At 68.8% G+C, this 23,539-nt stretch carries 23 protein-coding genes and 1 tRNA gene; 8 read left to right on the top strand and 16 right to left on the bottom strand.

Annotated elements, in window-relative coordinates:
• Positions 1-72: 72 nt before the first annotated feature.
• Positions 73-951 (top strand): serine protein kinase RIO, encoded by an 879-nt coding sequence (locus tag OPU70_RS07165; RefSeq protein ID WP_311877922.1) that lies wholly within the window; start codon positions 73-75, stop codon positions 949-951.
• Between the two features lie 38 nt (positions 952-989).
• Here the strand turns inward: OPU70_RS07165 and speB are convergent, their stop codons facing one another.
• The 4 genes from speB to OPU70_RS07185 are packed head-to-tail and all read right to left on the bottom strand — an operon-like array spanning position 990 to position 6,590.
• Entirely contained in the window at positions 990-1,940 is a 951-nt protein-coding gene (speB, locus tag OPU70_RS07170) for an agmatinase (RefSeq protein WP_309691848.1), read from the bottom strand.
• A 2-nt stretch (positions 1,941-1,942) separates the two neighbouring features.
• Entirely contained in the window at positions 1,943-3,568 is a 1,626-nt protein-coding gene (locus tag OPU70_RS07175) for a thiamine pyrophosphate-dependent enzyme (protein ID WP_475123245.1), read from the bottom strand.
• A 14-nt stretch (positions 3,569-3,582) separates the two neighbouring features.
• On the bottom strand, positions 3,583-5,271 hold the full coding sequence (locus OPU70_RS07180; RefSeq protein WP_498557425.1) for an amidohydrolase: 1,689 nt from the start codon (positions 5,269-5,271) through the stop codon (positions 3,583-3,585).
• Entirely contained in the window at positions 5,268-6,590 is a 1,323-nt protein-coding gene (locus OPU70_RS07185; protein ID WP_498557426.1) for an MFS transporter, read from the bottom strand. The genes OPU70_RS07180 and OPU70_RS07185 overlap by 4 nt, the downstream gene beginning before the upstream one ends.
• A 221-nt stretch (positions 6,591-6,811) precedes the next feature.
• Here OPU70_RS07185 and OPU70_RS07190 point away from each other — a divergent pair, with 221 nt between their 5' ends.
• Genes OPU70_RS07190 through OPU70_RS07200 form a run of 3 tightly spaced genes read left to right on the top strand, consistent with a single transcriptional unit; the run spans position 6,812 to position 10,123 of the window.
• Entirely contained in the window at positions 6,812-7,711 is a 900-nt protein-coding gene (locus OPU70_RS07190) for an Lrp/AsnC family transcriptional regulator (protein WP_042536852.1), read from the top strand.
• 51 nt (positions 7,712-7,762) lie between these two features.
• Positions 7,763-9,175 (top strand): MFS transporter, encoded by a 1,413-nt coding sequence (locus OPU70_RS07195; RefSeq protein WP_042536853.1) that lies wholly within the window; start codon positions 7,763-7,765, stop codon positions 9,173-9,175.
• A gap of 27 nt (positions 9,176-9,202) precedes the next feature.
• Positions 9,203-10,123 (top strand): cation diffusion facilitator family transporter, encoded by a 921-nt coding sequence (locus OPU70_RS07200; RefSeq protein ID WP_498557427.1) that lies wholly within the window; start codon positions 9,203-9,205, stop codon positions 10,121-10,123.
• A gap of 22 nt (positions 10,124-10,145) precedes the next feature.
• Here the strand turns inward: OPU70_RS07200 and OPU70_RS07205 are convergent, their stop codons facing one another.
• Together OPU70_RS07205 and OPU70_RS07210 are read right to left on the bottom strand one after the other, a co-directional pair.
• On the bottom strand, positions 10,146-11,582 hold the full coding sequence (locus OPU70_RS07205; RefSeq protein ID WP_194285973.1) for an HNH endonuclease signature motif containing protein: 1,437 nt from the start codon (positions 11,580-11,582) through the stop codon (positions 10,146-10,148).
• A gap of 170 nt (positions 11,583-11,752) precedes the next feature.
• Positions 11,753-12,358 carry a MarR family winged helix-turn-helix transcriptional regulator gene (locus tag OPU70_RS07210; protein ID WP_498557428.1) on the bottom strand — a complete coding sequence of 202 codons (606 nt, stop codon included), beginning with the start codon at positions 12,356-12,358 and terminating at the stop codon, positions 11,753-11,755.
• 105 nt (positions 12,359-12,463) lie between these two features.
• Here OPU70_RS07210 and OPU70_RS07215 point away from each other — a divergent pair, with 105 nt between their 5' ends.
• Positions 12,464-13,288 (top strand): MarR family winged helix-turn-helix transcriptional regulator, encoded by an 825-nt coding sequence (locus tag OPU70_RS07215; protein ID WP_498557429.1) that lies wholly within the window; start codon positions 12,464-12,466, stop codon positions 13,286-13,288.
• A gap of 91 nt (positions 13,289-13,379) precedes the next feature.
• Here the strand turns inward: OPU70_RS07215 and OPU70_RS07220 are convergent, their stop codons facing one another.
• Positions 13,380-13,964 carry a TetR/AcrR family transcriptional regulator gene (locus tag OPU70_RS07220; protein ID WP_309691873.1) on the bottom strand — a complete coding sequence of 195 codons (585 nt, stop codon included), beginning with the start codon at positions 13,962-13,964 and terminating at the stop codon, positions 13,380-13,382.
• A gap of 87 nt (positions 13,965-14,051) precedes the next feature.
• Between OPU70_RS07220 and OPU70_RS07225 the strand changes: the two genes are divergently transcribed.
• Positions 14,052-14,486 carry a DUF6069 family protein gene (locus OPU70_RS07225; protein WP_498557430.1) on the top strand — a complete coding sequence of 145 codons (435 nt, stop codon included), beginning with the start codon at positions 14,052-14,054 and terminating at the stop codon, positions 14,484-14,486.
• A 17-nt stretch (positions 14,487-14,503) separates the two neighbouring features.
• Here OPU70_RS07225 and OPU70_RS07230 read toward each other — a convergent pair whose 3' ends face one another.
• Genes OPU70_RS07230 through dcd form a run of 3 tightly spaced genes read right to left on the bottom strand, consistent with a single transcriptional unit; the run spans position 14,504 to position 15,789 of the window.
• On the bottom strand, positions 14,504-14,719 hold the full coding sequence (locus tag OPU70_RS07230; RefSeq protein ID WP_498557431.1) for a DUF2283 domain-containing protein: 216 nt from the start codon (positions 14,717-14,719) through the stop codon (positions 14,504-14,506).
• Entirely contained in the window at positions 14,712-15,182 is a 471-nt protein-coding gene (locus tag OPU70_RS07235; protein WP_498557432.1) for a hypothetical protein, read from the bottom strand. Before OPU70_RS07235 ends, OPU70_RS07230 begins: the two co-directional genes overlap by 8 nt.
• Before the next feature lies 1 nt (position 15,183).
• The gene (dcd, locus tag OPU70_RS07240; protein WP_042536862.1) at positions 15,184-15,789 is read right to left on the bottom strand and encodes a dCTP deaminase; all 606 of its coding nucleotides are present in this window, start codon (positions 15,787-15,789) and stop codon (positions 15,184-15,186) included.
• A 93-nt stretch (positions 15,790-15,882) separates the two neighbouring features.
• On the opposite strand from dcd, the gene OPU70_RS07245 reads away from it, so the two are divergent.
• A tRNA-Gly gene (locus OPU70_RS07245) sits at positions 15,883-15,956 on the top strand.
• A 60-nt stretch (positions 15,957-16,016) separates the two neighbouring features.
• Here the strand turns inward: OPU70_RS07245 and OPU70_RS07250 are convergent.
• Positions 16,017-17,156, bottom strand: coding sequence for a zinc-binding alcohol dehydrogenase family protein (locus OPU70_RS07250; protein WP_475432981.1), 1,140 nt, complete (start codon positions 17,154-17,156; stop codon positions 16,017-16,019).
• A gap of 126 nt (positions 17,157-17,282) precedes the next feature.
• Here OPU70_RS07250 and OPU70_RS07255 point away from each other — a divergent pair, with 126 nt between their 5' ends.
• The gene (locus OPU70_RS07255; protein WP_187249261.1) at positions 17,283-17,798 is read left to right on the top strand and encodes a TetR/AcrR family transcriptional regulator; all 516 of its coding nucleotides are present in this window, start codon (positions 17,283-17,285) and stop codon (positions 17,796-17,798) included.
• Positions 17,799-17,848: 50 nt separating this feature from the next.
• Here the strand turns inward: OPU70_RS07255 and OPU70_RS07260 are convergent, their stop codons facing one another.
• The 5 genes from OPU70_RS07260 to OPU70_RS07280 form a co-directional block, all read right to left on the bottom strand.
• Positions 17,849-18,880 carry a hypothetical protein gene (locus OPU70_RS07260; RefSeq protein WP_498557433.1) on the bottom strand — a complete coding sequence of 344 codons (1,032 nt, stop codon included), beginning with the start codon at positions 18,878-18,880 and terminating at the stop codon, positions 17,849-17,851.
• A 113-nt stretch (positions 18,881-18,993) separates the two neighbouring features.
• Positions 18,994-19,794: a class I SAM-dependent methyltransferase gene (locus OPU70_RS07265; protein WP_498557434.1), complete on the bottom strand. Its 801-nt coding sequence runs from the start codon at positions 19,792-19,794 to the stop codon at positions 18,994-18,996.
• Positions 19,791-21,533 (bottom strand): dipeptide ABC transporter ATP-binding protein, encoded by a 1,743-nt coding sequence (locus OPU70_RS07270; RefSeq protein ID WP_498557435.1) that lies wholly within the window; start codon positions 21,531-21,533, stop codon positions 19,791-19,793. Before OPU70_RS07270 ends, OPU70_RS07265 begins: the two co-directional genes overlap by 4 nt.
• Positions 21,530-22,408, bottom strand: a complete 879-nt coding sequence (locus tag OPU70_RS07275) for an ABC transporter permease (RefSeq protein ID WP_455903810.1) — start codon at positions 22,406-22,408, stop codon at positions 21,530-21,532. Before OPU70_RS07275 ends, OPU70_RS07270 begins: the two co-directional genes overlap by 4 nt.
• On the bottom strand, positions 22,405-23,448 hold the full coding sequence (locus tag OPU70_RS07280; RefSeq protein ID WP_498557436.1) for an ABC transporter permease: 1,044 nt from the start codon (positions 23,446-23,448) through the stop codon (positions 22,405-22,407). The genes OPU70_RS07275 and OPU70_RS07280 overlap by 4 nt, the downstream gene beginning before the upstream one ends.
• Positions 23,449-23,539 lie beyond the last annotated feature (91 nt).

Here is a 23,539-nt window from a genome sequence, read left to right on the forward strand (position 1 = left end):
TCGCCGACATCCTTCCTCTCGAGGCCTCTCGCTCCTGATCCGCGCGTGGCCTCCCTCTCTCGGAGCCACATCGTGTCTGATCTCTTCGCTTCTTCCGAAGCATCCTCTTCGTCCTCCTTCTTCGACGCATCCCCTTTCGATTCCGTCCCCACCTTCGCCGACGTCGAACCCGGTGAGCACCAGCGCTGGACCACCTGGCCGGCGATCACCCCGTCGGAGCGAGGGCCGCTCCCCTGGCCCGAATGGGTGGTGACGAGCGCCGGCGCACTCGACACCGAGCTCGGCATCCTCAAGACCGGCAAGGAGGCCGACGTGTTCCTGCTCGAGCGCGCGGTGCCGGATGACCCGACCCAGCGCACCCTGCTCGCGGCCAAGCGCTACCGCGACTCCGACCACAGCAGCTTCCACCGCTCGGGCGTCTACACCGAGGGCCGCAGCACGAGGAACACCCGGGACACCCGAGCCCTCGCGAAGAAGTCCGAACACGGCCGAGCCGTCGCCGCCCTGCAATGGTCGTTCGCCGAGTTCGACGCGCTGTGCCGCATGTGGGAGCTCGGCGCGCCGGTGCCCTACCCCGTGCAGGTCAACGGCACCGAGCTGCTGATGGAGTTCATCGGCGACGCGTCAGGAGTCGCGGCGCCCCGGTTGGCGGCCGTGCGCAGCGACCGGGCCGAGCTCGCCGGTCTCTACGATCAGATCGTCGATCTCATGCGGATCTTCGCCGCGGCGGGCTTCGCCCACGGCGACCTCTCGGCCTACAACCTGCTGGTGCACGAGGGTCGCGTGCGGGTGATCGACCTGCCGCAGATCGTCGACATCATCGCCAACCCCCAGGGCCTCGACCTGCTGCACCGCGACTGCGTCAACATCTGCGAGTGGTTCACCCGCCGCCGCGTCGAGCGCGATGCCGAAGAGCTCTTCGCCGAGATGCTCGCGGCGTCGTATGCGTGAGGGGTGTCTCCGACCCGACCGAGTCAGACGCGGCCGAGTCAGCTGCGGCCGATGCGGGCGGCGAGCAGCGACACCAGCTCGTACACGACGTGGCTCGCCGCGATGCCGGTGATCTGCGCATGGTCGTACGCGGGCGACACCTCGACGACGTCGGCGCCCACGATGTCGCAGTCTCCGAGGGCACGGAGGATGCGCAGCAGCTCGCGGCTCGTGAGGCCCCCGGCCTCGGGTGTTCCGGTGCCCGGTGCGTGCGCGGGATCGAGCACGTCGATGTCGATCGACACGTACAGCGGCCTGTCTCCGATGCGCTGCAGGATGCGCTGGATGCCGGCCTCGACGCCGTGCTCCTCGATGTACTCGCTCGACACGATCGAGAATCCGAGGCGCTCGTCGTCTTCGAGGTCCTGCTTCGAGTACAACGGCCCGCGGGTGCCGACGTGGCAGCTCGAGGTGAGGTCGATCAGCCCCTCCTCGCTCGCGCGGCGGAACGGCGTGCCGTGTGTGATCGGGGCGCCGAAGTAGGTGTCCCAGGTGTCGAGGTGGGCGTCGAAGTGCAGCACGGCGACCGGGCCGTGCTTCGCCGCCACCGCCCGCAGCAGCGGCAGCGCGACCGTGTGGTCGCCGCCGATCGTGACGATGCGCTGCACCTGCTCGCCGAGCGCGAGCGCGGCGCGTTCGACCTCGGTCACCGCCTCGGTGAGGTCGAACGGGTTGACCGGGATGTCACCGGCATCCACCACCTGCGCGACCGCGAACGGCGACACGTCCTGGGCGGGGTTGTACGGGCGCAGCAGCCGCGAGGACTCGCGCACGTGCGACGGGCCGAAGCGCGTGCCGGGGCGATAGCTCACGCCGGAGTCGAAGGGGATGCCCACGACGGCGATGTCGGCGCGAGGCACGTCTTCGATCCTCGGCAGGCGGGCGAAGGTCGCGATCCCGGAGTACCGGGGGTTCACGGAGGCGTCGATGGGGCCCACGTTCTCGGTCATGATCAGTCCTGTCTCTGCGTGGGGATGTGCACGAGCTGCACTCCGCCGGCGGCGATGGCGTCGCGGATGCTCGGCACGACGTCGTCTGGGTCGTCGACCCGACGCCCGGTGGCGCCGAAGGCGGTCGCCAGCGCCGCCCAGTCGGGCTGCACCAGGTCGACGCCGATGGGGGTCATGCCTCGGTCGACCTCGTTCTGACGGATCTCGGCGTAGCCGCCGTTGTCGACGCACACGATGGTGACGTCGAGCCGCTGTTCGACGGCCGTCACGAGCTCATTGACGCAGAACATCAGCGCACCGTCTCCGATCACGGTGACGACGGGATGCTCGGTCTGCGCCACCCTGGCGCCGATCGCGGCGGGAAGGCCGTAGCCGAGGGTCGCATAGGTGGGCGTGTAGAGCAGGGAGTGCGGATGCTGCGAGCTCAGCACGCTGCCGAGCGCCATGTAGACGATCTGCGAGGAGTCGCCGGCGACGATCGCGTCATCGGGGAGAGCGTCGGCGATGAGCTCGGCCAGCGCGACCGCCTCGGGGGCGGTGTCGCGCATCTCGGCCTCGATCGCGGCGCGCTCGGTGGTCAGGTCTCGAGCAGCCCTGCCCTCGTCGGGCAGCAGCGCGAGCAGGGCGGCGCTCACCGCGGCGGCGTCACCGACGATCCCCACGGTCGCGTCGAGGTTCTTGTTCCGCTGCAGCGGCGAGATGTCGATGCGCACGACGGCGCCGCGCGCCTCCAACCGCGGAGCCCAGAGTTCGGCCTCACCGAGCTTCGATCCGATGACGAGCACCACGTCGGCGTCTTCGGCCACCTCGCGGGCCGCAGCGAGACGCAGGTTCGAGCCGAGCGACAGCGGATGCCGCTCGTCGATGACACCCTTGCCGTTGAGCGTGGTGAGCACCGGGGCACCGAGGCGTTCCGCGAGTGCGGTGACCTCGTGCGCGGCATCGACCGACCCGCCACCCGCGACGATGACCGGCCGCTGCGCACCCTGCAGCAGACGTGCGGCATCGGCGAGAGCTGACGGATCACCCGACACCCGCGGAGGCATCACCCTGGGGTGGCGCGCCTCCGCGGGGACATCGGCCGGGGCCTCGAGCACGTCGAGGGGGATCTCGATGTGCACGGGGCGGGGGCGGCCGGTCTGGAAGAGCGTGAAGGCGTCGTGCACCGCATCGACCGCCTCGGCGGCGCTGGACACCCGGCGCGACCACTCGGCGATCGCGCCGACCATGGCCGTGGCATCCTTCGTCTCGTGCAGGGTGCCGACATCGGCGAACTCGGCGCCCAGCGGCACCCCGGGAGACAGCACGATCAGCGGCCGTGACTCGCAGAACGCCGTGCCGATCGCGCTCATGGCGTTCTGTAGACCGGGGCCGGAGGTCGTGATGACGACACCGGGAAGACCCGTCTGCTGCGCCCAGCCGTCGGCGCCGTAGCCCGAGCCCTGCTCGTGCCTGTTCGTCACCGCGCGGATGCCGAGAGAGGCGAGCGGGCGATACAGCTCGAGGTTGTGCGTGCCCGGGATGCCGAAGATCGCATCGACGCCGTAGGCGCGGATGGTCTCGAGCACCGCGCGGCCGGCGGTATCGGCGTAGCGGCCGGCGGTATCGGCGTAGCGCTCGTCTGTCATGGTCGCATCCTCGCTCATGCCGAGACCATGACTGCGGCGCCGACGTGGCGGCGTGTGCCGTCGACCCACGTCTCGCGCACGGCGATCGACGAGATCTCCTCGGCGTCGACGGCCAGCGGGTCGTCGGAGAGCACGACGAAGTCGGCGTACTTGCCGACCTCGAGCGAGCCGAGGTCGTCTTCTCGGCCGATCGACACGGCGCCTTCGATCGTGTGCGCGCGCAGAGCCGAGAGGGCGGAGACCCGCAGATCGTCTGGCCCGAGCTTGTGCCCTCGACGGGTCACGCGGGTGACGGCCGTCTGGATCGCCTCGAGCGGGATGGGCTCGGCCACCGGAGCATCCGACGAGATCGTGAACGGCACCCCCGCCCTCTCGAACTCGCCGAGGGGGTTGAAGCGCTCGCCCGGGGTGCCGATCGCCTCTTCGACGCCCTCGCCCCAGTTGAAGTAGTGCTGGGTCTGGTTGACCGGGCGGATGCCGGAGGCCGCCATCCGGTCGATCTGCTCGGGCGTCGGCAGACCGCAGTGCTCGATGCGGTGCCGCGCATCGGAGTCGGGCCGCTCGGCGAGCGCCGCCTCGATCGCCGACACGACCATCTCGATCGCCGTCGGCGACTGCGCGTGTGTCGCCGTCTGCAGGCCCGCCGCGTGCGCCCGGCTGATCAGCGCCGCGTATTCGGCGGGCTCGTGATACAGCTGACCGGTGCGGCAGGGGTCTCCGACATACCCGTCGGGGAAGTACGCCGTCCAGCCGCCGAGCGTGCCGTCGGCGTAGAGCTTGATGCCGGCGAAGCTGAGGTGGGCGTTGCCGAACTGCCCCACGAGACCCATCTCGAGCGCCTCGTCGAGCAGGTGCGACAGCAGGTACATCGACACCCGCAGCTCGAGGCGGCCGGCCTCGGCGAGACGCAGATACATGTCGAACTCGCGTCGGGTGACCTGACAGTCGCCGATCGAGGTGACTCCCCCGGCGAGGAACCGCTGCGTGGCGGCATCCAGCTGACGCAGGTGCTCCTCCGGCTCGTCGGCGAGGTGGAAGTTCGGTCCGTGGTGGCCGATCTTCACCCCGTGCACGCCGGTGAGGATGTTGCACGCGGCATCCGAGAGCTCGCCCGTCAGCTCGCCGTCGGCGTCGCGGAAGAACTCGCCGCCGTCGGGATTCGGCGTGTCACGGTCGACGCCGTTCTTGGTGAGCGTGTACGAGTTGACGACGCCGCCGTGGCCCGAGGCGTTCATCAGGTAGACCTCTTGGTCGGCGGCGACCTCGTCGAGCTCGAAGCGGGTGGGATGCCGCTTCTCGGCGAGGTTGCGCTGCTCGTAGCCGTAGCCGCGCACCGGGCGTCCGGCGGGTGCGTCCACCGCCGCCGCCTTCAGCAGCGCCACGATCTCGGGGATGCTCTCGGCCTTCTCGGGTCCGCAGTCGACCCACGTCATCAGCTGCCCGAACATCAGCGGGTGGGCGTGCGCATCGACGAAACCGGGCACGATCACCGCGTCACCGAGGTCGACGTGGTCGGGTGCGAGCCCCGCGCGCTCCGCCGCGGCCCGGCACTCGGCCGGGGTGCCGATCGCGAGGATCCGGCCGCGATCGGTGAGCATGGCGGTCGCCGTCGTGGCATCCGCATCCACCGTCCGGATCACGCGAGCCGTGAACAGCTGCGGGATCGTCTGGGCGGAGCGGTCGAAGGGAGTGAGCTTTCTCATGGCAGCCTGTTCGCGGTCGTGTCGGTGCGGGCGGTGAAGGATGCCGTGACCGGGGCCTCATCCGAGTGCTGCGGGGCGAGCTTCGTGCAGATGCCGGCGATCACAGCCATGCCGGTGAACATCGCGAGGACCGACCAGATGTTGCCTGTCCAGGCGATGAGCTGCGTCGCGAACCAGGGCGAGAATCCTGCCCAGATCGCGGCACCCACGCCGTAGGACAGCGCGATCGACGTGTACCGGGACTGCGGACGGAACATCTGGGCGAGCAGGGCGGCGATCGGGGCGTAGGTCGCGCTCATCGCGATGCGCACCAGCGAGGCGAAGAGGAAGATCAGCGGCTCGATGCGTCCGGGGAGGATCAGCAGGAACGGGACGAAGGTGAGCACCGAAGTGATCAGACCGATGTACATCACGTTCTTGCGGCCCCACTTGTCGCCCAGCCAGGCGACCGGCAGAGTCACGACGAACTCGACGAAGGAGGCGATCGTCATCGCGTCGAGGATCACGCGCTCGTCGATGGCGATCGGGTCGCCCGTCGCATAGGCCGTGGCGAAGGTCGTCGCAAGGTAGTAGCCGCCGGTCGAGATGGGCAGGATGCCGATGCCGAGCAGGATCGGACGCCAGTTGGTGCGCAACGCGTAGGCCAGGGGCATCGACTGCTTGCGCCCCTCGATCTTCGTCTCGAAGACCGGGGTCTCCTCGACGCGGTAGCGCACCCAGAACCCGACGCCGACCAGCACGATCGACAGCAGGAACGGGATGCGCCAGCCGCCGTTGATGATGAAGTCGTCGCCGACGCGCGACATGATCGCGAAGATGCCCGAGGCCAGCAGGGCGCCGGCCGGGTTGCCGAGCTGAGTGAAGCCGCCGTAGAAGGTCTTCGACTTCTCGGGGGCGTGCTCGACGCTCATCAGCACGGCGCCGCCCCATTCGCCGCCGACCGCGAGGCCCTGGACGGCACGGAGCAGGATCAGGAGGATCGGAGCGAGGATGCCGATGTTCTCATACGTGGGCAGGCAGCCCACGAGCACGGTCGCCGCGCCCATGAGCAGCAGCGTGATGACGAGCGACGTGCGCCGGCCGAGCTTGTCGCCGATGTGGCCGAAGATGATGCCGCCGAGCGGGCGGACGAGGAACGCGACGGCGAACGTCGCGAAGGCCGCTGCGGTCTCGGCGAGCCGGTCGCCGCTCGGGAAGAACAGCGGACCGAAGACGAGGGCGGCAGCGGTCGCGTAGACGTAGAAGTCGTACCACTCGATGGTGGTGCCGACGAAGGCGGCGAAGCCTGCGCGTCGCGCCTTGCTGTGGGTGGAAGTCATGTGTGGCCCGCTCCTTTGCGGAAGATGTCGGATAGCGAAGGATGCTACGGACGTGTGGACGCGAGGACAAGGTCAGAACTCCAGTGTGAAGCCTGATTCACTGATGTTGTGCTCGCTGGATCACGCACTATTCGCCTACCCAACCGCAGCAACGGCTCTTACACTGCAGTTATGCACCTGCGGCGGCGCGTTCGCGGGAAACTGACGAATATGGGTGATCCATGGATTTCGATGCCGAACTGATCCGCGCTCTTCAGGAAGACGGTCGCGCCAGCATCCGCTCGCTGTCGCTGCGCCTCGGACAGTCGAGAGCCGCGGTCGCCGCCCGACTGCGCACGATGCTCGACGACCGCACCGTGCGCGTCGTCGCCGCGGTGGATCCGGTGTTCCTCGGGCAGCACGTGCTCGCGCACGTGTCGATCCGCACCGATGGGGCCGTGGAGATCGTCGCCGAGCACCTGCGCGACATGAGCGAGACCGTGCTCGTCTCGGCGGTCGGCGGCGCCCACGACCTCGTCACCGAGGTGCGCCTGGGCACCATGGCGGATCTGCACGACCTGCTGGCGCAGATCCGCGCGATCGACGGCGTGCTCGACATCAACACGATCATCTACTCGACCGTCGTGAAGGGCTTCTTCGTCTCGGAGTACCACGGTGACGTCACGCTCGACACGGTCGATGAAGACCTCATCGAACGGCTGCAGTCCGACGGACGCATGAGCTTCCGTGCACTCGGCGAGGCCGTGCGTCTCTCCCCCTCGGCTGTCGCGACCCGGGTGCAGCGACTGATCGACGGCGGGGTGATCAAGATCAGCGCGGTCGAGGCCAGGGGTCTCGCGCACCGACAGCTGTCGATGGGCGTCGGCCTCAATCTCAACCACGACGACGAGGCGGTGATCGAGGAGCTGAAGACCGGGCGAGGGATCGACTTCGCCGCCCGCACCCTCGGGCGCTTCGACGCGGTGGCCACGCTGGTCGAGCCGTCTGCGGGGGCGCTGTACGCGAGTCTCGAGCGGCTGAGGTCGCTGGCCGGCGTCACCCGCATCGAGGCGTGGCTGCACCTGGCCGTGCTCAAAGAGGACTACGCGCGGACGCTGCGCGAGCCGATGCCCCACCCCTGACGTGCGGCGCGCCGTCACCGTCCGTTCACCGCGCGCCGCCAGACTGCGATCATGAGCGAATCCCCGCAGAGCGGCGCGGTGCCCGAGCCCGCCGCGACGGCGAACAGCGGCGCGGTCGGCGTGATCGGCCTCGACCTGCGCGGCGAGACCCCCGCACCGAAGAAGCAGGTCTACTCGTGGGCGCTGTGGGACTGGGCGACGCAGCCCTTCAACACCGTCATCCTCACCTTCATCTTCACGGCGCTGTATCTCACGACCGAGGCGTTCCTTCCGGCGGAGATCGCCGGCCTCGACGCGAAGGACCCGATCCGCGAGGCAGCCGAGGCGGACCTCGCCTCGGGTCTGGGCCTCGGGTCGACGATCGCCGGGATCGCGATCCTCCTGATCGCACCGGTGCTGGGTCAGCGCGCGGATGCCGCGGGGCGTCAGAAGCTCTGGCTCGGGATCGGCACCGGGGCGCTCGTCGCCTGCATGCTCGGCCTGTGGTTCGTCGAACCGACGCCGACGCTGTTCTGGCTCGGCGTCGCGCTGATCTCGGCAGGGTCCGTCTTCGGCGAGATCGCCGCGGTCAACTCGAACGCCATGCTGATCGGCATCGCGAACCCGAAGACCGTCGGGCGCATCTCGGGCCTCGGCTGGGGCTTCGGCTACATCGGCGGCATCCTCGCACTGGTGCTCGTCGTCGTCTTCTACGTCTTCGACTGGTTCGGCCTGCCGGATGACGCGGGACTGCCGTTCCGCATCATCGCGGTCGCCTGTGCGCTCTGGGCGATCGTCTTCTCGATCCCGATCTTCCTCAACGTGCCGGAGCCGTCGCTCGGACGCCCCGAACGCAAGGTGGGCTTCTTCGCCTCCTACGGCCTGCTGGTGAAGGACGTCGTCGGCCTGTACCGCAACCCCGACACTCGTCAGACGTTCTGGTTCCTGCTGTCGAGCGCCGTGTTCCGCGACGGGCTCGGCGGCGTCTTCGCCTTCGGCGCCGTGATCGCCAGCCAGGTGTTCGACTTCGGCTTCCTCGACCTCGTGATCTTCGGCATCGCCGCGAACCTCATCGCGGGCGTCTCGACGATCATCGCCGGGCGCTACGACGACCGCTTCGGCCCGAAGCGGATCATCCTCGTCTCGCTCGCCGCCATGGTGGTCGCAGGCCTCGCGGTGTTCTTCCTGGTGGACGCCGGAACGGTCGTCTTCTGGATCGGCGGTCTGGTGCTCTGCGCCTTCGTCGGCCCCGCCCAGGCGGCGTCGCGGTCGTTCCTCGCCCGCATCACGCCTGCCGGGCGCGAGGGAGAGATCTTCGGCCTGTATGCGACGACCGGGCGGGCGGCGAGCTGGATGGCATCGGGCGCCTGGACTCTGCTGATCGTGCTTTCGGGCTCGACGTCGTACGGCATCCTGGGCATCGTGCTGGTGCTGATCGCCGGGTTCCTGCTGCTGCTGCCGGTGAAGGCGACGCAGCGCGGCTGAGGGGCGGTGCGGGAGTAGCCTGACCGCGTGACGGTCATCATCGCTTTTCTCGCCAACATCCTCGTCGCGATCGCCAAGACGATCGCTGCGGTGATCACGTCTTCGGCGTCGATGGTCGCCGAGGCGGCGCATTCGTGGGCGGATGCCGGCAACGAGGTGTTCCTGCTCATCGCCGACCGCCGGGGCGCGAGGGTGAAGGATGAGCGGCATCCGCTCGGCTACGGACGTGCGGCGTTCGTGTGGTCGTTGATCGCGGCGTTCGGGATCTTCACCGCGGGGTCGATCGTGTCGATCATGCACGGCGTGCAGGAACTCGCCGAGACAGGCCCCGTAGAGAGCCCCGGGGTGGCGTACACCGTGCTCGGCATCGCCTTCGTGCTCGAGGGTGCGTCGTTCACGCAGGCGATGGTGAAGTCGCGACGGTTGGCGCGCGAGCGCGGATCGTCGACCTGGGACTATGTGCTCGAAACGAGCGACACGACGCTGCGGGCGGTGTTCTTCGAGGACATGGCAGCCCTGATCGGGCTGGTGATCGCGGCCGGTGCGATCGCGATGCACCAGATCACCGGAGTCGCCGCGTGGGATGCCGTGGGGTCGATCCTCGTCGGCGTGCTGCTCGGGGTGGTCGCGATCATCCTCATCGGCCGCAACATCGCCTTTCTCGTGGGCTCGAACGCGTCGCCCGCATTGCGCGATCGCGTCGGGCGCGCACTGCTCTCGTCGCCGCAGATCCAGCGGCTCACCTATCTGCACATCGAGTACGTGGGCCCGAACCGACTCTTCATCGTGGCCGAGGTCGATCTGACCGGAGACGCCCGTGAACACGATGTGGCCCGGAGCCTGCGCGTGATCGAACAGCAGATCGAGGCGCATCCGGTCGTCGAGACCGTGGTGCTGTCGCTGTCGGTCGACGACGAGAAGTCGCTGGAGTTCGGCGAGGTCTCCTGAACCTCTCACCCTGGACGCCGAATCATCCGGCGGGAGCAAGGGCCGACTCTTCCGGAAGACTGAGCCGCGGGGTGCGCCATCGCTGTGCCGGGTCCCACCATGCCGGTCCCCGCACTTGCGGAATGCCGTCGTTCATCCGGATCTCCCACCCGGACGTGCCCAGACTTCGGTGGTGCCACCAGCACAACGGCACACCGTTGTCCGTATGCGTCGGCCCACCCCTGGCGTGCTCGGTGACGTGGTGGATCTCGCACCACGACGCCGACACGTGACACCCCGGGATGAGACATTCCCTGTCGCGTGCGATGATCGCGCGGCGTTGGTGCACGGAGAACACCCGATCCGTCGTTGTGATCCCGATGATCCGACCCTCGTCGAGAAGGACCCGCTGTATCGTCCCCGAGCATCCGACGTGCGAGGCGACACTCGCGGGCAGCTGTCCCCACGCACCGCTGACGCTCGCGCGCCCAGTGCCGTGCTCGAGGTCCTTCGCATCCACCGTCACGACCAGAGTCGGGGACGCTCCGCCGAGAGTGGGCATGTCTCGGTGTCGGGCGGCGATCGCCAGGGCGACGGCGAATGCGTCGTGCCGCTTCTGCGCCGCCGTGCGGTCATCGATGACGGCACGCGGATCAGAGTTGTACGGATCGTCGTCGTCGGCCGCGCCCGAATCGGTGGGGGTGAACGCCACGCCCGGCATCGGCGGCCCGTCGCCCTTGGGGTTGTTCACCGCATCGAGGATCAGCTCGAGCTGGGCCGCGACCTCGGGCGTCAGGTATCCCTTGATCGACCGCAGTCCGTCGCGTACCCGCCCGAGGGTTATCCCCCGGCGGCGGGCAGGCTCATCGCCGGGCTCGTCTCCGTCGGGGTCGAGCAGCGAGACCAACGTCTCTGCAAGGAGCTTCAGCTCGTCGAGCGTCGGGGCCGGGCCCTGCACCTCTGCGCCGGGGCCGGCCTGCGGGTCGGGCCTGACGCCCCTCGCCGCACGGGCGAGGCACTCGTCGGCATCGAGCCGGTCAACGGCGCTGATGCGATATGACACCTTCTCGATCGGCTCGGTTGCGGCGAGCATCCCGGCGACTCCGATCGCACCGTCGAGCATCGCCTCTCGCAGCGCCGGCCACCGTGCAGGCATGCGGTCACCGGAGACCAGGTTCACCCTCCGCCGCACCAGATCGACGACCTTCCCGACGCGCGTCGCCCCGCGCAGGTCTGTCAGCAGCGTGCGCTGCAGCAGTTCGCTCTGCGTGCGGCATCCGGTGGAATGCGGGAACTCCACCGCATCCCCCGTCGCGATCGTCTCGACCACCACGGCCTCGACCCGACGGAACGCTGCGCTCGCCGCCTGCAGCACCTCCACCCGTTCTGCGTCGGACAATCCGGCGAGCGCGTCATCGGACAGCACCCGATCGAGGTCGGCGACGACCTGATCGAGGAGGGCGCGAGTGCGGGATGACATGACTCCATCCAACTCGGGGCCGCCGACATTCAGACCGCAGAATCGAGGACTTTTCGACCAGATCAGAAGCATATTCCGGAACACCGGATGAGCGTTCCGGAACACCGGTCAGCGATCGCGGAACACCGGCGATCGGTAACGCCGGCCGACAGCGCACGTCACGTGCGTGCTCAGCTCTCCCAGTTGTCGGCGAGCTTGTTCAGCAGCGTCGCGAGCTGGTCGCGCTCGTCATCGGTGAAGGCCGCGAGAGCCTTCCCCAGCGCCTCTCGCCGTTCGCCCCGCATCCCACGGGCGATCTTCCGACCCTCGTCGGTCAGCGCGATCCGGGTGCGCCGCGCATCGTCGGGGTCGGCCTCACGGCGCACGAAGCCGTGTGCGACCCCCTGCTGCACGAGCCTCGATGCTCGGGGCTGGTCGACGCCGATCGCCGCACCGAGGTCACTGACGCTGAGCGGGGCCGACGCCGCGGCGAGCGCCTCGAGCATCCGCGTGCGAGCCGGTCCGCCGAAGCGTCCGGACGGGTCGTTCATCCAGGGCGGCATGCCCGGGTGCCCAGGCCGCCCGTGCCCGTGATGCCCCTGGTCGGAATGGCCCGAATGGCCCGAACCGTCTGCGTGGTCGTCATGGTCCGCGTGGTCGGAGTGCGGCCCGCCGTGCCACCCGTGCGGCCCGCCCATGCCTCGCGGGCCACGCCCGCGCTCGCCAGGACGTCGTCCGCGCAGACGCGACAGGGCGCGGGCTATGGCCTCGGCGGGGTCATTCTCAGCGGAGCTCACGATTCGATTTTACATGCGACTTGACATGGATCGTTACTGCATGTCACACTACATATACATGCATAGTGACAAGCACATGCCCCATGACATCTAAGGATTCCACTCATGAACACCTCTGACACTCAGAACACAGACAGCCCCCACCGCCCCTTCGGCTACTGGCTGAAGGCCGTCGACCGCCTGATGGCGGCCGAGTTCGACTCCGCCTTCGAGGGCGAGCACGCCAGCCGCCGCGACTGGCGGATCCTCAACGTCATCGATGGCACCGCGCCCGCCCGTCGCCCTCTGAACGCCCACAAGCTGCACGCCCTCGTCGAGCGTGGCTGGGTCGTCGCCGACGGCGACGGCTGGACGCTGACCGACGACGGCCGTGCGGCCAAGGAGCGCCTCGGCGGCATCGTCGACGGCATCCGCGCCAAGGTCACGGACGCCGTGAGCCCCGAAGACCTCGAGACCACGATGAACTCGCTCGAGCAGATCGCCCGTGCGTTCGGCTGGGACGAAGAGACTCCGCTCCCCCGTGGGCGCGGTCGTCGTCACGGCTTCGGACCCCGCGGCTTCGGTCGCGGCTTCGCGCCCGAGCACGGGTTCGGCCCCGGCCGTCCCGGACGTGGCTTCGGCCGTCGCCACGGACACCCGTTCGGACGCGGTCGCGGCTTCGCACCCGGGTTCGACTCCGAGCACGAGCACGAGCACGAGCACGGAGCGGATGCCGAGCTCGGCGGCCACGACTGCGGACACCGCGGGCACCCGGGGCACGACCGCTTCGCGGACGCGCACGATCGCGCGCACCACGGTCGCGCAGGCGGCGGGCACGAGCACAGCAGGCACGAAGGGCCCCGCCACGGCGAGCACCGCGTCGCCCGAGCGGCGCAGCACGCCTATGAGCGCGGCTTCGACGCCGGGTTCTCCCGCGGTCGCGACGCCTGACGGCATCCGTCAGCAGGCACCTGATCCAAAGAACGCCCCGTTCGCTCCGGCGAACGGGGCGTTCGCCGTTCACCGGGAATGGGGCCACCTCCTACCGGAGAGCGGGAAGGACGACTTCGTCCACCAGCTGCACCACCGCATCCGGTTCGAGCGCACGCCGGCGCAGACTGATGCTGCCGAACGCGGCGGTCGGCACGAGACCCGCGATGAGCGCGACCGGAGCGTCCGCCCGGACCTCGCCCCGCTCGATCCACCGCTCTATCACCACGCCGAGCGCAGCGACGGGCGGTCCTCCGACCACTCGATAGGCGACGTCACGCAACTCGTCGTCGCGGCCGATCTCGCTCAGGATGCTGGCGAGCACGCCCGCCGTCCGTTCATCCGCCTGGGCGAAGTGCATAGCCGCGGCGATGAGATCACCGCGGAGCGTTCCGGTGTCCGGAACCGCGGCGGTCACCTGCAGCGCCCGGACAGCCGCCACGACGAGTTCGGCCTTGTTCTCCCAGCGACGGTAGATGGCGGACCGTCCGCAGCGCGCACGATCAGCGACCGCGCCGATCGTCGTGCCGGCATAGCCGTTCTCGATGAGGAGCTCCTGAACCGCGTCGAGGATCGCCCCCTCGACGCCGGGGTCGCGGGGACGCCCTGCGCGCCGATTCGATTCGTCTTCGCTCATCGCACCCCATTGTATGTTCCGGTATCGAGCAGTACCGTTATATCCGGTACTGGTCAGTACCGGAAAGAGATCAGCGAAGGAGTCGTCATGGTCACCACCACCGCCCGCGGGGATCGGCACGCCACCGGTTCACGGTTGCGTCGCGCCCTCATGCTCGCCGCCGCCGTGGCCATCGCGATCGCGGCGAACTCCATGGTCGCCCTCATCGCCGTTGCCGCCGGCGCGCCGACGACCTACGGCCCGCTGACGTTCCCCGCCTTCAGCCTGTTCACCACCGTGGGCATCGTCGCCGGGTGGATCGGATGGTCGCTCGTGCGCCGCCACGCGCGCGACCCCCGCCGCACTCTCACCATGGTCGTGCCGATCGTGACCGTGGCGTCGTTCGTCCCCGACGTTCTGCTGCTCGCCCTGCGCTTCATCCCCGGGACGACAGTGAGCGCCGTCATCGCGCTGATGGTCATGCACCTCGTGGTCGTCGCCGTGGCAGTGCCCGCGTACATGTGGGCGTCGCGGTCGAGCTGACGGGAACCCGCTGCATGTCAGACGGCGCGGCCCTCCGGACGGAGCAACCGAGAGGCACCGAGGAGTTCGATGCCGAGCAGATGGCCGTCCTCGTCGAAGTCGAGGAACAGCTCATCCGAGACGCCGTCCGGCAGGTCGACCGGAACGGTTCGTGCAACCTCACCGTCGGCGATCGGAGCACCCAGAGTCACATAGGCGGCATCGACCTCGGGTTCGTATCTCAGATCACCCATGCCACAGCGACCCGGCGACCGTCGCAGGCTCGCCAGTCGCCAGCGCGAACGACACGTTCGTGCCGAGATAGACGGCCCCGGCGATCGCTGCCACGAGCAAGACGATGAGGAACGCGAAGATCACGAAAGTCAGCGCGCCGTATCCGCCTGATGTCGGCGCCTCGGGCGCGACGGACGGCTGCGACCAGTCCTCCGCGACCGGCGCAGGTTGGTCGCCGGTGAGGATCGCCGGCTTCGGCCGCGATCGGCGCGTCGACGGAAGCATCGCCTCCGGGGGAGGCGGCGGGATCACCGCATCCGGAATCGCAGACTCCGACGGAGGCGGCGGGATCACCGCATCCGGAATCGCAGACTCCGACGGAGGCGGCGGGATCAGACCGTCCGGGATCGGGATCTCGGCCGGAGGCGGCGGAACGACAGCGTCCCCCGACGGGATGTACGGATCTCTGCTGTCACCGCTCATGTCAGCCCCCTACGGCTCCGACGTCGGTCGTTCCGACGTCGGTCTTGTGGAAGTTCTGGAACGAGCGGGATGCCGTGGGCCCGCGCTGTCCCTGGTAGCGGTTGCCGTACGGACCGGAGCCGTACGGATTCTCAGCCGGAGAGGTCAGCCGGAAGAAGCACAACTGTCCGATCTTCATGCCCGGCCACAGCTTGATCGGCAGCGTCGCGACATTCGCGAGCTCGAGCGTCACGTGCCCCGTGAAGCCGGGGTCGATGAAGCCCGCGGTCGAGTGCGTGATCAGCCCCAGGCGACCGAGTGACGACTTGCCCTCGAGGCGGGCAGCGATGTCATCGGCCAGCGAGACCTGCTCGAACGTCGCGCCGAGCGCGAACTCACCGGGGTGCAGGATGAACGGCTCGTCGGGGTCGACCTCGATCAGCCGAGTCAGCTCCGGCTGATCGACCGACGGGTCGATGAACGGGTACTTGTGGTTGTCGAAGAGACGGAAGTAGCGGTCGAGGCGCACGTCGATGCTCGACGGCTGGATCATCTCCGGCTCGTGCGGGTCGAGACCGATGTGGCCGGAGGCGAGTTCTGCTCTGATGTCGCGGTCGCTGAGAAGCACGGCCCCAGCCTAGTCACCACACGCGGCCGACACTTTGGCCATGACGGATCGTGCGGGTAGGCTTGCGTTCACCCGCTCCTCGGATGCGGGTACGGGGCTGTAGTTCAATGGCAGAACTTCTGCTTCCCAAGCAGATAGCGCGGGTTCGATTCCCGTCAGCCCCTCCATATATGTGACGCCCCGCTCGCTGTTCCCGCGACGCACTCCGGCACCTCCTCGTAGATCCATCACGGATTCGTCGGTGGGTGGTCGAGGGTGATGACGAGTTTCCGTGCCGATACGCCAAGGCGAAGGGTGTCGATGGCTTCTTGGATGGCCGAAAGCCCGTGTCCTGCGATGTGGGCCTCCGGGTAGAGGTGGTGGCTGCCCGAAGCGAGAGCGGCAGGGAGATACCCGCCCCAGACGGCCGGACCCACGGGAGACGTGGCGATGGCGCTCCCCCAGATGAATGATGCCCTGATGCCGCGAGCGCGACTGCGCACCTGCAGGAGGGCGGTCTTCGTTCCGAGCTTCAGGAAGAGGCGGATGCGGGCGAGGGAGAGACCGCCACGCCGGGGTTGTTCGTAGAACGAGACGGGAGGGCTCGCCATCGCGATCCGCGTGGCACCGGTGGCGCGGGCGATCCTCAGACAGGGCTCGGCCGATCCCACCGCGACGGCGAGGATCCCCGCCACGGCGGAACCGCCGACGGCTTCGACGATGCGATTCGCCGCTTTCGGGTCGCGATAGTCGAAGGCGGCTTCTGCGCCCAGCCGCCTCATCCGGTCGTGGTTCTTCGCAGAGGCCGTCGTGATGACGCGATAACCGGCCGCTCGGGCGAGTTGGATCGCATTGCCTCCGACGGCTGTCGCGCCGCCCCAGATCACGACGACCTCATCGCGATGCGCCGCGTCTCCGAGACGGGAGTAGTCCAGTCCCAGCTGCTCCTTCTCGAACAGGCCGGCCGCCGCTGTGGACACCGCCAGCGGCAGGACGGCGGCATCCTCGAAAGCGGTGGTGGCCGGCAGAGCGGCGGCCAGGCTCGCGTCGACCGCGACGTAGGTCTGGAAGCCGCTCTCGGAGACGGCATCCCGCCCCTTCTCCAAGCCCATCGCATACGCCACGACGCGGTCTCCGACGGCGAAGTCGTCCACGCCCGCTCCGGTCTCGACGACCACGCCCGCGACGTCCTCCCCGAGGATCACCGGGTAGCGCAACCATCCGTACATGACAGTGCCGTTGGACTGGATGATCGCATCGAGCGGATTCACCGCCACCGCATGCACCTCGAGCAAGAGCTGCCCCGCCCCCGGCTTCGGCATCGGGGCATCTCGAATCGTCAGGTCCGCATAGGCGGAATCGATCCACGCCGCAGTGTTGTCGCTCATCTTCCTCTGCTCTCCGTATCCGATGACATCTCGTGTCATCACGATCGAGCTTACGACAGTTCGTGTCATCATTGCTGTATGCCTCGATGGTCACCGGATGCTGCACTGCGGTTGGAAGCTGCAGCGATGAACCTGTTCACCGACCAGGGGTACTCGGGAACCACGGTTCCCCAGATCGCCGAGGCGGCGGGACTCACCACTCGGACGTTCTTCCGCCACTTCTCCGACAAACGGGATGTCCTGTTCCTCCGAGATCGCGAGTTCCCCCAAGCGGTGAGCGACTTCATGGAGTCCATCCCGCAAGAACGCGGCGGGACGGCCACCGTGCGCGCAGGCCTCGCGGCAGCATGCCGAGGCCTCCAGGAGTGGCGGGAGCAGATCGCACGTCGACGCAGCATCATCCGCAGCGAACCCGCGCTGCACGAACGCGATCTTCTGCGCAGTCACTACCTCGCGCGCGCCATCGAACGGTCACTGAACCAGCGCGGCATCGCCCCTGAGCACGCACATACCCTGGCCGCCCTCGCCGTGACGTGTTTCGACCTCGCGATGGACCGATGGCTGGAAGGCCCCTCCGATCTCTCACTCGAGGATGCCCTGACTGCGGTGTGGACCGACATGCAGGGATGGATCAACGGGTGACATCGCCGGCGGGAGCGATCGTTCTTCGGCGCGTCACGCGTCGGTAGCTGTCAGAGGTCTTCCCAGGGGGTGAACTCGACCGTCACGTCGTCTCCGTCGACCGTGTACGTGCCGATGAGATCGGTCCTATAGTCGGTCGTGCCGGTTCCGGACGAGGCTCCCCCCTCCGGGCGGTACCAGAAGACGACGTCGACCATGAATCGGTGGTCGGTTCGAAAGGTCACGTTGTACGGGGCCCGGATGACCCCGATCGTCGACGGATCCTGTTGCCTCAGGAGCAGAGGACAGGCCGCATCCGCCGAGGTCCCGGGTTCGACACACGCATCGGCTCGGACGTTCGCCGCATCCGTCAGCGCCGTCTGCAGCGCCTCCGTCGCGGCGACCGAGAGTTCGGCCGTCGCTGTCGGCGGGACGGCTGCCAGCTCATCGGTCGCGACTGTGAAGTAGGTACCCAGGTCTGGGCCGATCAGGTCATAGACGGCGGGATACACCTGCACCGGCTCCGACCGCGAGTCCGCAGACACCCCGGCGACCTCTTTCACGGCGAGCTCGAGTTCGGTGCCGGCGAGATCGACCTGCTCCACACCCGTGAGGGAGATGCTGTCCCGCACGGCCACGGTCGCCTCGACCGTCAGCGGCGAGTCGGGGCGCCATCCCGGCTGCAGCAGCCAGTAGGCACCCGCATCTCTCGTCATCGTGAACGTATGTGTGAAGGTCTGCGACGCGAGCTCCATCACAGCCCTCACCTCCGCGGTGTCGCCCTCATGCTTCTTCGTGGTGACGGACACCACCTCGATACGCTCGGTGGCAGCACCGAGAATGTCGTCGGTCAGGTACGTCGCATCGATACCGGATGCATCCGGGTCGACGATCTGCGCGGCGGTGGAGGCATCGCCGTCGGCGATCGCCGCGAGGTACGAGTGCACTGCCTCCGACGGATCACTGGAGTTCGCCACCAGTGCTGCCGCGGTCAGATAACCGCCGACCGCAAGCGCGACGGCACCCAGGGTGATCCACACGCGCCGCTCGCGTCGAGCCGCACGCGCCGTCGGTGAACTGCCAGTCGTCGAAGCTGTCGTCACTGATCGATCCCTGTCCCTGAGGTCCTCATCGAGCTGTCCGACTCAGACTACGGCGACACCCGGATACCGACCCTCCGCGAGCTCCACATGTGTGACGACTCCTTCACGGAGAGTCAGCGCCGCGGCTTCCGGGCCTCGATGAGCGTGCGCGACGAGTGAGCGACGAACGGGCCCTCCTGCAGCCGCTCGTGCAGACTCTGCAGACGCTCGCGGTGCGAAGCGGAGTCGAAGCCCGGCACCAGCCAGATCACCTTTCTCAGGAACCACACGATCGCGCCGACGTCGTGGAACTCGATACGCAGGCGCTCCGTGCGCAGATCGACGACGTCGAGACCGGCCGCCCTCGCCTCCGACGCCTCGACCTCGGGGTCTCGGCGACTGCGGATCTCCGTGGGCTGCGGCCCGAGGAACTCCTCGACGAGCTCGAACGCGCTCGCCGGCCCGACGTGCTGCGCGAGGTAGCTGCCGCCGGGTGCGAGCACCCTGGAGACCTCCGCCCAGTCGACGGCCACCGGATGCCTACTCGAGACCAGAGCGAAACTGTCGTCCGCGAACGGCAGGGGCTGCCCCTCCGTCACGCGGACGACGACCACTCCGCGCGGCTGCAGACGCGCGGCGGCGCGCGTGAGGTTCGGTGGCCAGGACTCGGTCGCCGCGGCGAGCGGCGGGATCGTGGGTGCCGTGTCGAGGACCTCGCCACCCCCGGTCTCCAGGTCGAGGAGAGAGGGGACCACGGCGATGCGCCGAGCGAGCAGCTCCGAGAAGCGCCACGTCGGACGCTGCTCCGTCGCGCGGCCGTCGATCCATCCGAAGTCCCAGCCGTCGACCGACGCGGCGTCGGCCTCGGCGATCAGAGCGTCGACATCCTGAGCGGACGCCCGCTCCGTCGCCCCCGCCCGTTCCTGCGAGCTCATCCGACCCGCTCCAGTCGGGCCTCCTCGGACCGAGCGGTGTCGAAGCGCGGCACCGCGTCGAGCAGCTCCCGGGTGTACTCGTGGTGCGGATGCTCGAGCACGACGTCCGCCGACCCCGTCTCGACGACGCGTCCGTCCGACAGCACCGTGACCTCGTCGGCGATCTGGCGGATCAGTCCGAGGTCGTGCGAGATGAACAGGTAGCTGAGGTCGCGCTCGTCGCGCAGGTCGAGCAGCAGCTCGATGACCTGCGCCTGAACCGAGACGTCGAGCGCCGATGTCGGCTCGTCGAGCACGAGCACGGACGGCGCGATCACCAGGGTCCTCGCGAGCGCCACGCGCTGACGCTGCCCGCCGGACACCTCGCGTGCACGTCGTCCGAGCGAACTCGCCGGCAGAGCCACCTGATCGATGATCTCGGCGACGCGGCGCCGTCGCTCGACCGCCGAGCGCACCCCGTGGATGCGCAGCGGCTCCTCGATGATCTGCCTGATCGTCGAGCGCGGATCCACTGCCGACAGCGGGTTCTGGTAGACGAGCTGCAGCTGCCGCGCGAACGGATTGGCGACCGACGGGGTCTGCGGCAGGTCGCGACCGGCGACGGCTACTGCACCGTCGTCGAACGACGTCAGTCCAGCGGCGATGCGCGCGAGGGTCGACTTTCCCGATCCGGATTCGCCCACCAGCGCATGGATGCTGCCGCGTCGGAGAGTCAGCGAGACGTCGTCGAGCGCCTTCGGCGCATCCGGGTCGCGACCATACCGCTTGGAGACCCCGGCGACCTCGACCACGGCTTCCCGCTCCGCACCGGCATCCGAGGTCTCGCGTCGGGAGTCCCTCTGCGCGATCCGATCCCGGTACCGAAGCGGCGAGGACGCCGGCGAATCCGAGAGCAGGCGGATCGTGTACGGATGCCGCGGGTCGGACAGCACCTCGTCGGCGCGCCCCTGCTCGCGGATCTCGCCGTCCTGCAGCACCACGATCGCGTCGCTGCGCTCCTGCGCGAGCGCGAGATCGTGGGTGATGAACAGGATGCCGAGGCCCAGCTCGTCGCGGAGCCCGTCGAGGAGATCGAGAATGCGGCGCTGCACTGTCACGTCGAGCGCAGAGGTCGGCTCGTCTGCGATGAGCAGCTGCGGGCTCGCGGCGATCGCGATCGCGATGAGCACGCGCTGCAGCTGGCCACCGGAGAGCTCATGCGGGTACGCCCTGACCCGCGACGCGGCGTCACGGATGCCGACGTGCTCGAGCAGCTCGACGACCTTCGAGGGCACGTCGACCCTCGCGACCTCTCCCGATACGGCGACGGCCTGTGCGATCTGGGTGCCTATGCGCTGCAGCGGGTCGAGTGAGCTGAGCGGATCCTGCGGGACGAAGCCGAGGGTCGTGCCGCGCAGCGGACGCCACTGCCTGCTCGACCTCTGTGCGACGTCGTGGCCCGCGACCTGGATGCGCCCTGAGGTCACCCGGCCGTTCACGGGGAGGAGCCCGGCGACCGCGCGAGCGATCGTGCTCTTGCCCGAGCCCGACTGGCCGACCAGCGAGACCGTCTCACCGCGACCGACCTCGAACGAGATCTCGCTCACACTCCGCAGCGGTCGGCGCGAACCGGGCACCGAGTACCCGACGGCGAGGGAATCGACCACGAGCGGCAGCGGCCTCTCGGGCACGGCATGGAGGCCGGGGGCGGCCTGGCCACCGAGATGCTGAGCCAGGTGCGGGTGGGTAGTGCCGGTCATGCTGCGGTCCTTCCACGGGAGAGCTGGCTGAGGCGACTGATGGCGAGTACGGTGACGCCGATCACGAGTCCGGGCACGATGACGAGCCACGGCGAGGAGACCACGTACTGGCGCCCCTCCGAGACCAGCAATCCCCATTCGGGCTCGGGTGGCGGCGCGCCGTAACCGAGGAAGCTGAGCCCGGAGATCCAGATGATCGCGAGACCGAACTGCAGTGCCGTGAGCGACAGCACGGCCGAGTACGAGTTCGGCAGCACATGCCTGATGAGGACGTGGAGGCGTGACCCGCCGAGGTGATGGCTCGCCTCGACGAACGGCAGGTCCTTCACGGTCAGCACCTCGGAGCGCATGATGCGGGTGAAGGCCGCGATCGAGGAGATACCGACGGCGACGGCAGCGTTGAGCGTGCCGAAGCCCAGCGCGACGATCACGACCATCGCGAGCAGCAGGCCCGGGATCGACAGGAGAACGTCGACGATCCGGCTGATCACCGCGTCGACGATCCCGCCGAACGAGGCGGCGATCAGACCGAGCACGGTGCCGACGCCGAGGCCGATGAGGACGGCGACCGCGGAGCCGAGCAGGGTCCGACCGGTGCCGTGCACGATCCTCGACAGCACGTCGCGGCCGAGGTAGTCGGTGCCGAACCAATGCGCTGCGGACGGTGCGGCGAGTGGATTCGCATCGTCAGGTGCGAGCGGGTCGTAGGGCGCCAGGAGTCCCGGCGCGAGCACCGAGAGCAGCACGAGAGCGAGGACGAGGAGCGCCAGGAGGTCGCCGAATCCGAGCCGGGCGGTGAGCCGACGGAAGGCACTCGGCTCGACGTCCACGGTGTCGTGGACGGAGGCGGGGAGTCTGTCGAGTGCAGTCGTCATGCGAGCGCGCTCTCTTCCTGGACGGGGGCGGACGACGACGGGCCGAGCGGACGACTGCGACCGTCCGCGGCGGCTGACCGCCGTCTCGACTGCGCGGTCACCCGGCCGGGGGTGACGATGCGAGGATCGAGGATCGGGTAGAGCAGGTCGGTGATCAGATTGATGCCGACGTAGATGGCGGAGATGAGGATCACGACCGCCAGCACCACGGGCGTGTCCTGATCGCGGACGCTCTCGAACGTGATGAACCCGAGCCCGGTGCGTGTGAAGACGGCTTCGACGATCACCGCACCGGCGAGAAGCTCTCCCACGATCAGAGCGAGCATCGTGATCGACGGGATCGCCCCGTTCTTGAGCACGTGTCCGAGCGCGATCCTCGACTCGCTGCGCCCTTTGGCGCGGAGCACCGTGACGAACGGCTCGTCGGCCGCTTTGCGCAGCCCTTGGATGAGCACCTGCGACAGCGGCCCGTTCACCGCGAGGGCGAGCGTGAGCGCCGGGAGCACATACGACACGAATCCCTCATCGCGCACCGACGAGACCCAGCCGAGCTGGAACGAGAAGACCGCGAGGAGCACGAAGCCGATGAGGAAGCTCGGTGCCGAGATGGAGGCGATCGGCAGGGCGCTCGCGAAACTGCGCACGGCCTTCCAGGGCGCGTAGACGGCGACCAGGGCGGTCGCCAACGCGATCACGATCGTGAAGACGAAGGCGATCGCGGCGAGGACGATCGTGTCGGAGAGCCCCTGGGCCACGAGTTCCGACACGGGCCGGTTGCTGACGAGCGAGAATCCGAGATCGCCCTGGAAGAGACGGCTCACGGCCAGGAAGAACTGCTCCACGGGTGAGAGGTCGAAGTGATAGTACGCCCGCAACGCCTCTGCCGCGGACGGCGGCAGCGGATTGAGCGGGCTGATGAGCTTGTTCTCGATCGGATCGCCGGGGAGTACGAAGAGCGCGAAGAACACGAGGGTGTAGACGAGAGCGATCACGAGCAGTGCCTGCGCGATGCGGCGGACGACGTAGGTGCGGTACTGCATTCGGGCCTCCTTGCGGCCATCGGGCGTGGGGGGGGGGGGGGGGGGGGGGGGGGGGGGGGGGGGGGGGGGGGGGGGGGGGGGGGGGGGGGGG

Source organism: Microbacterium sp. SWDP-B6 (assembly GCF_059803615.1).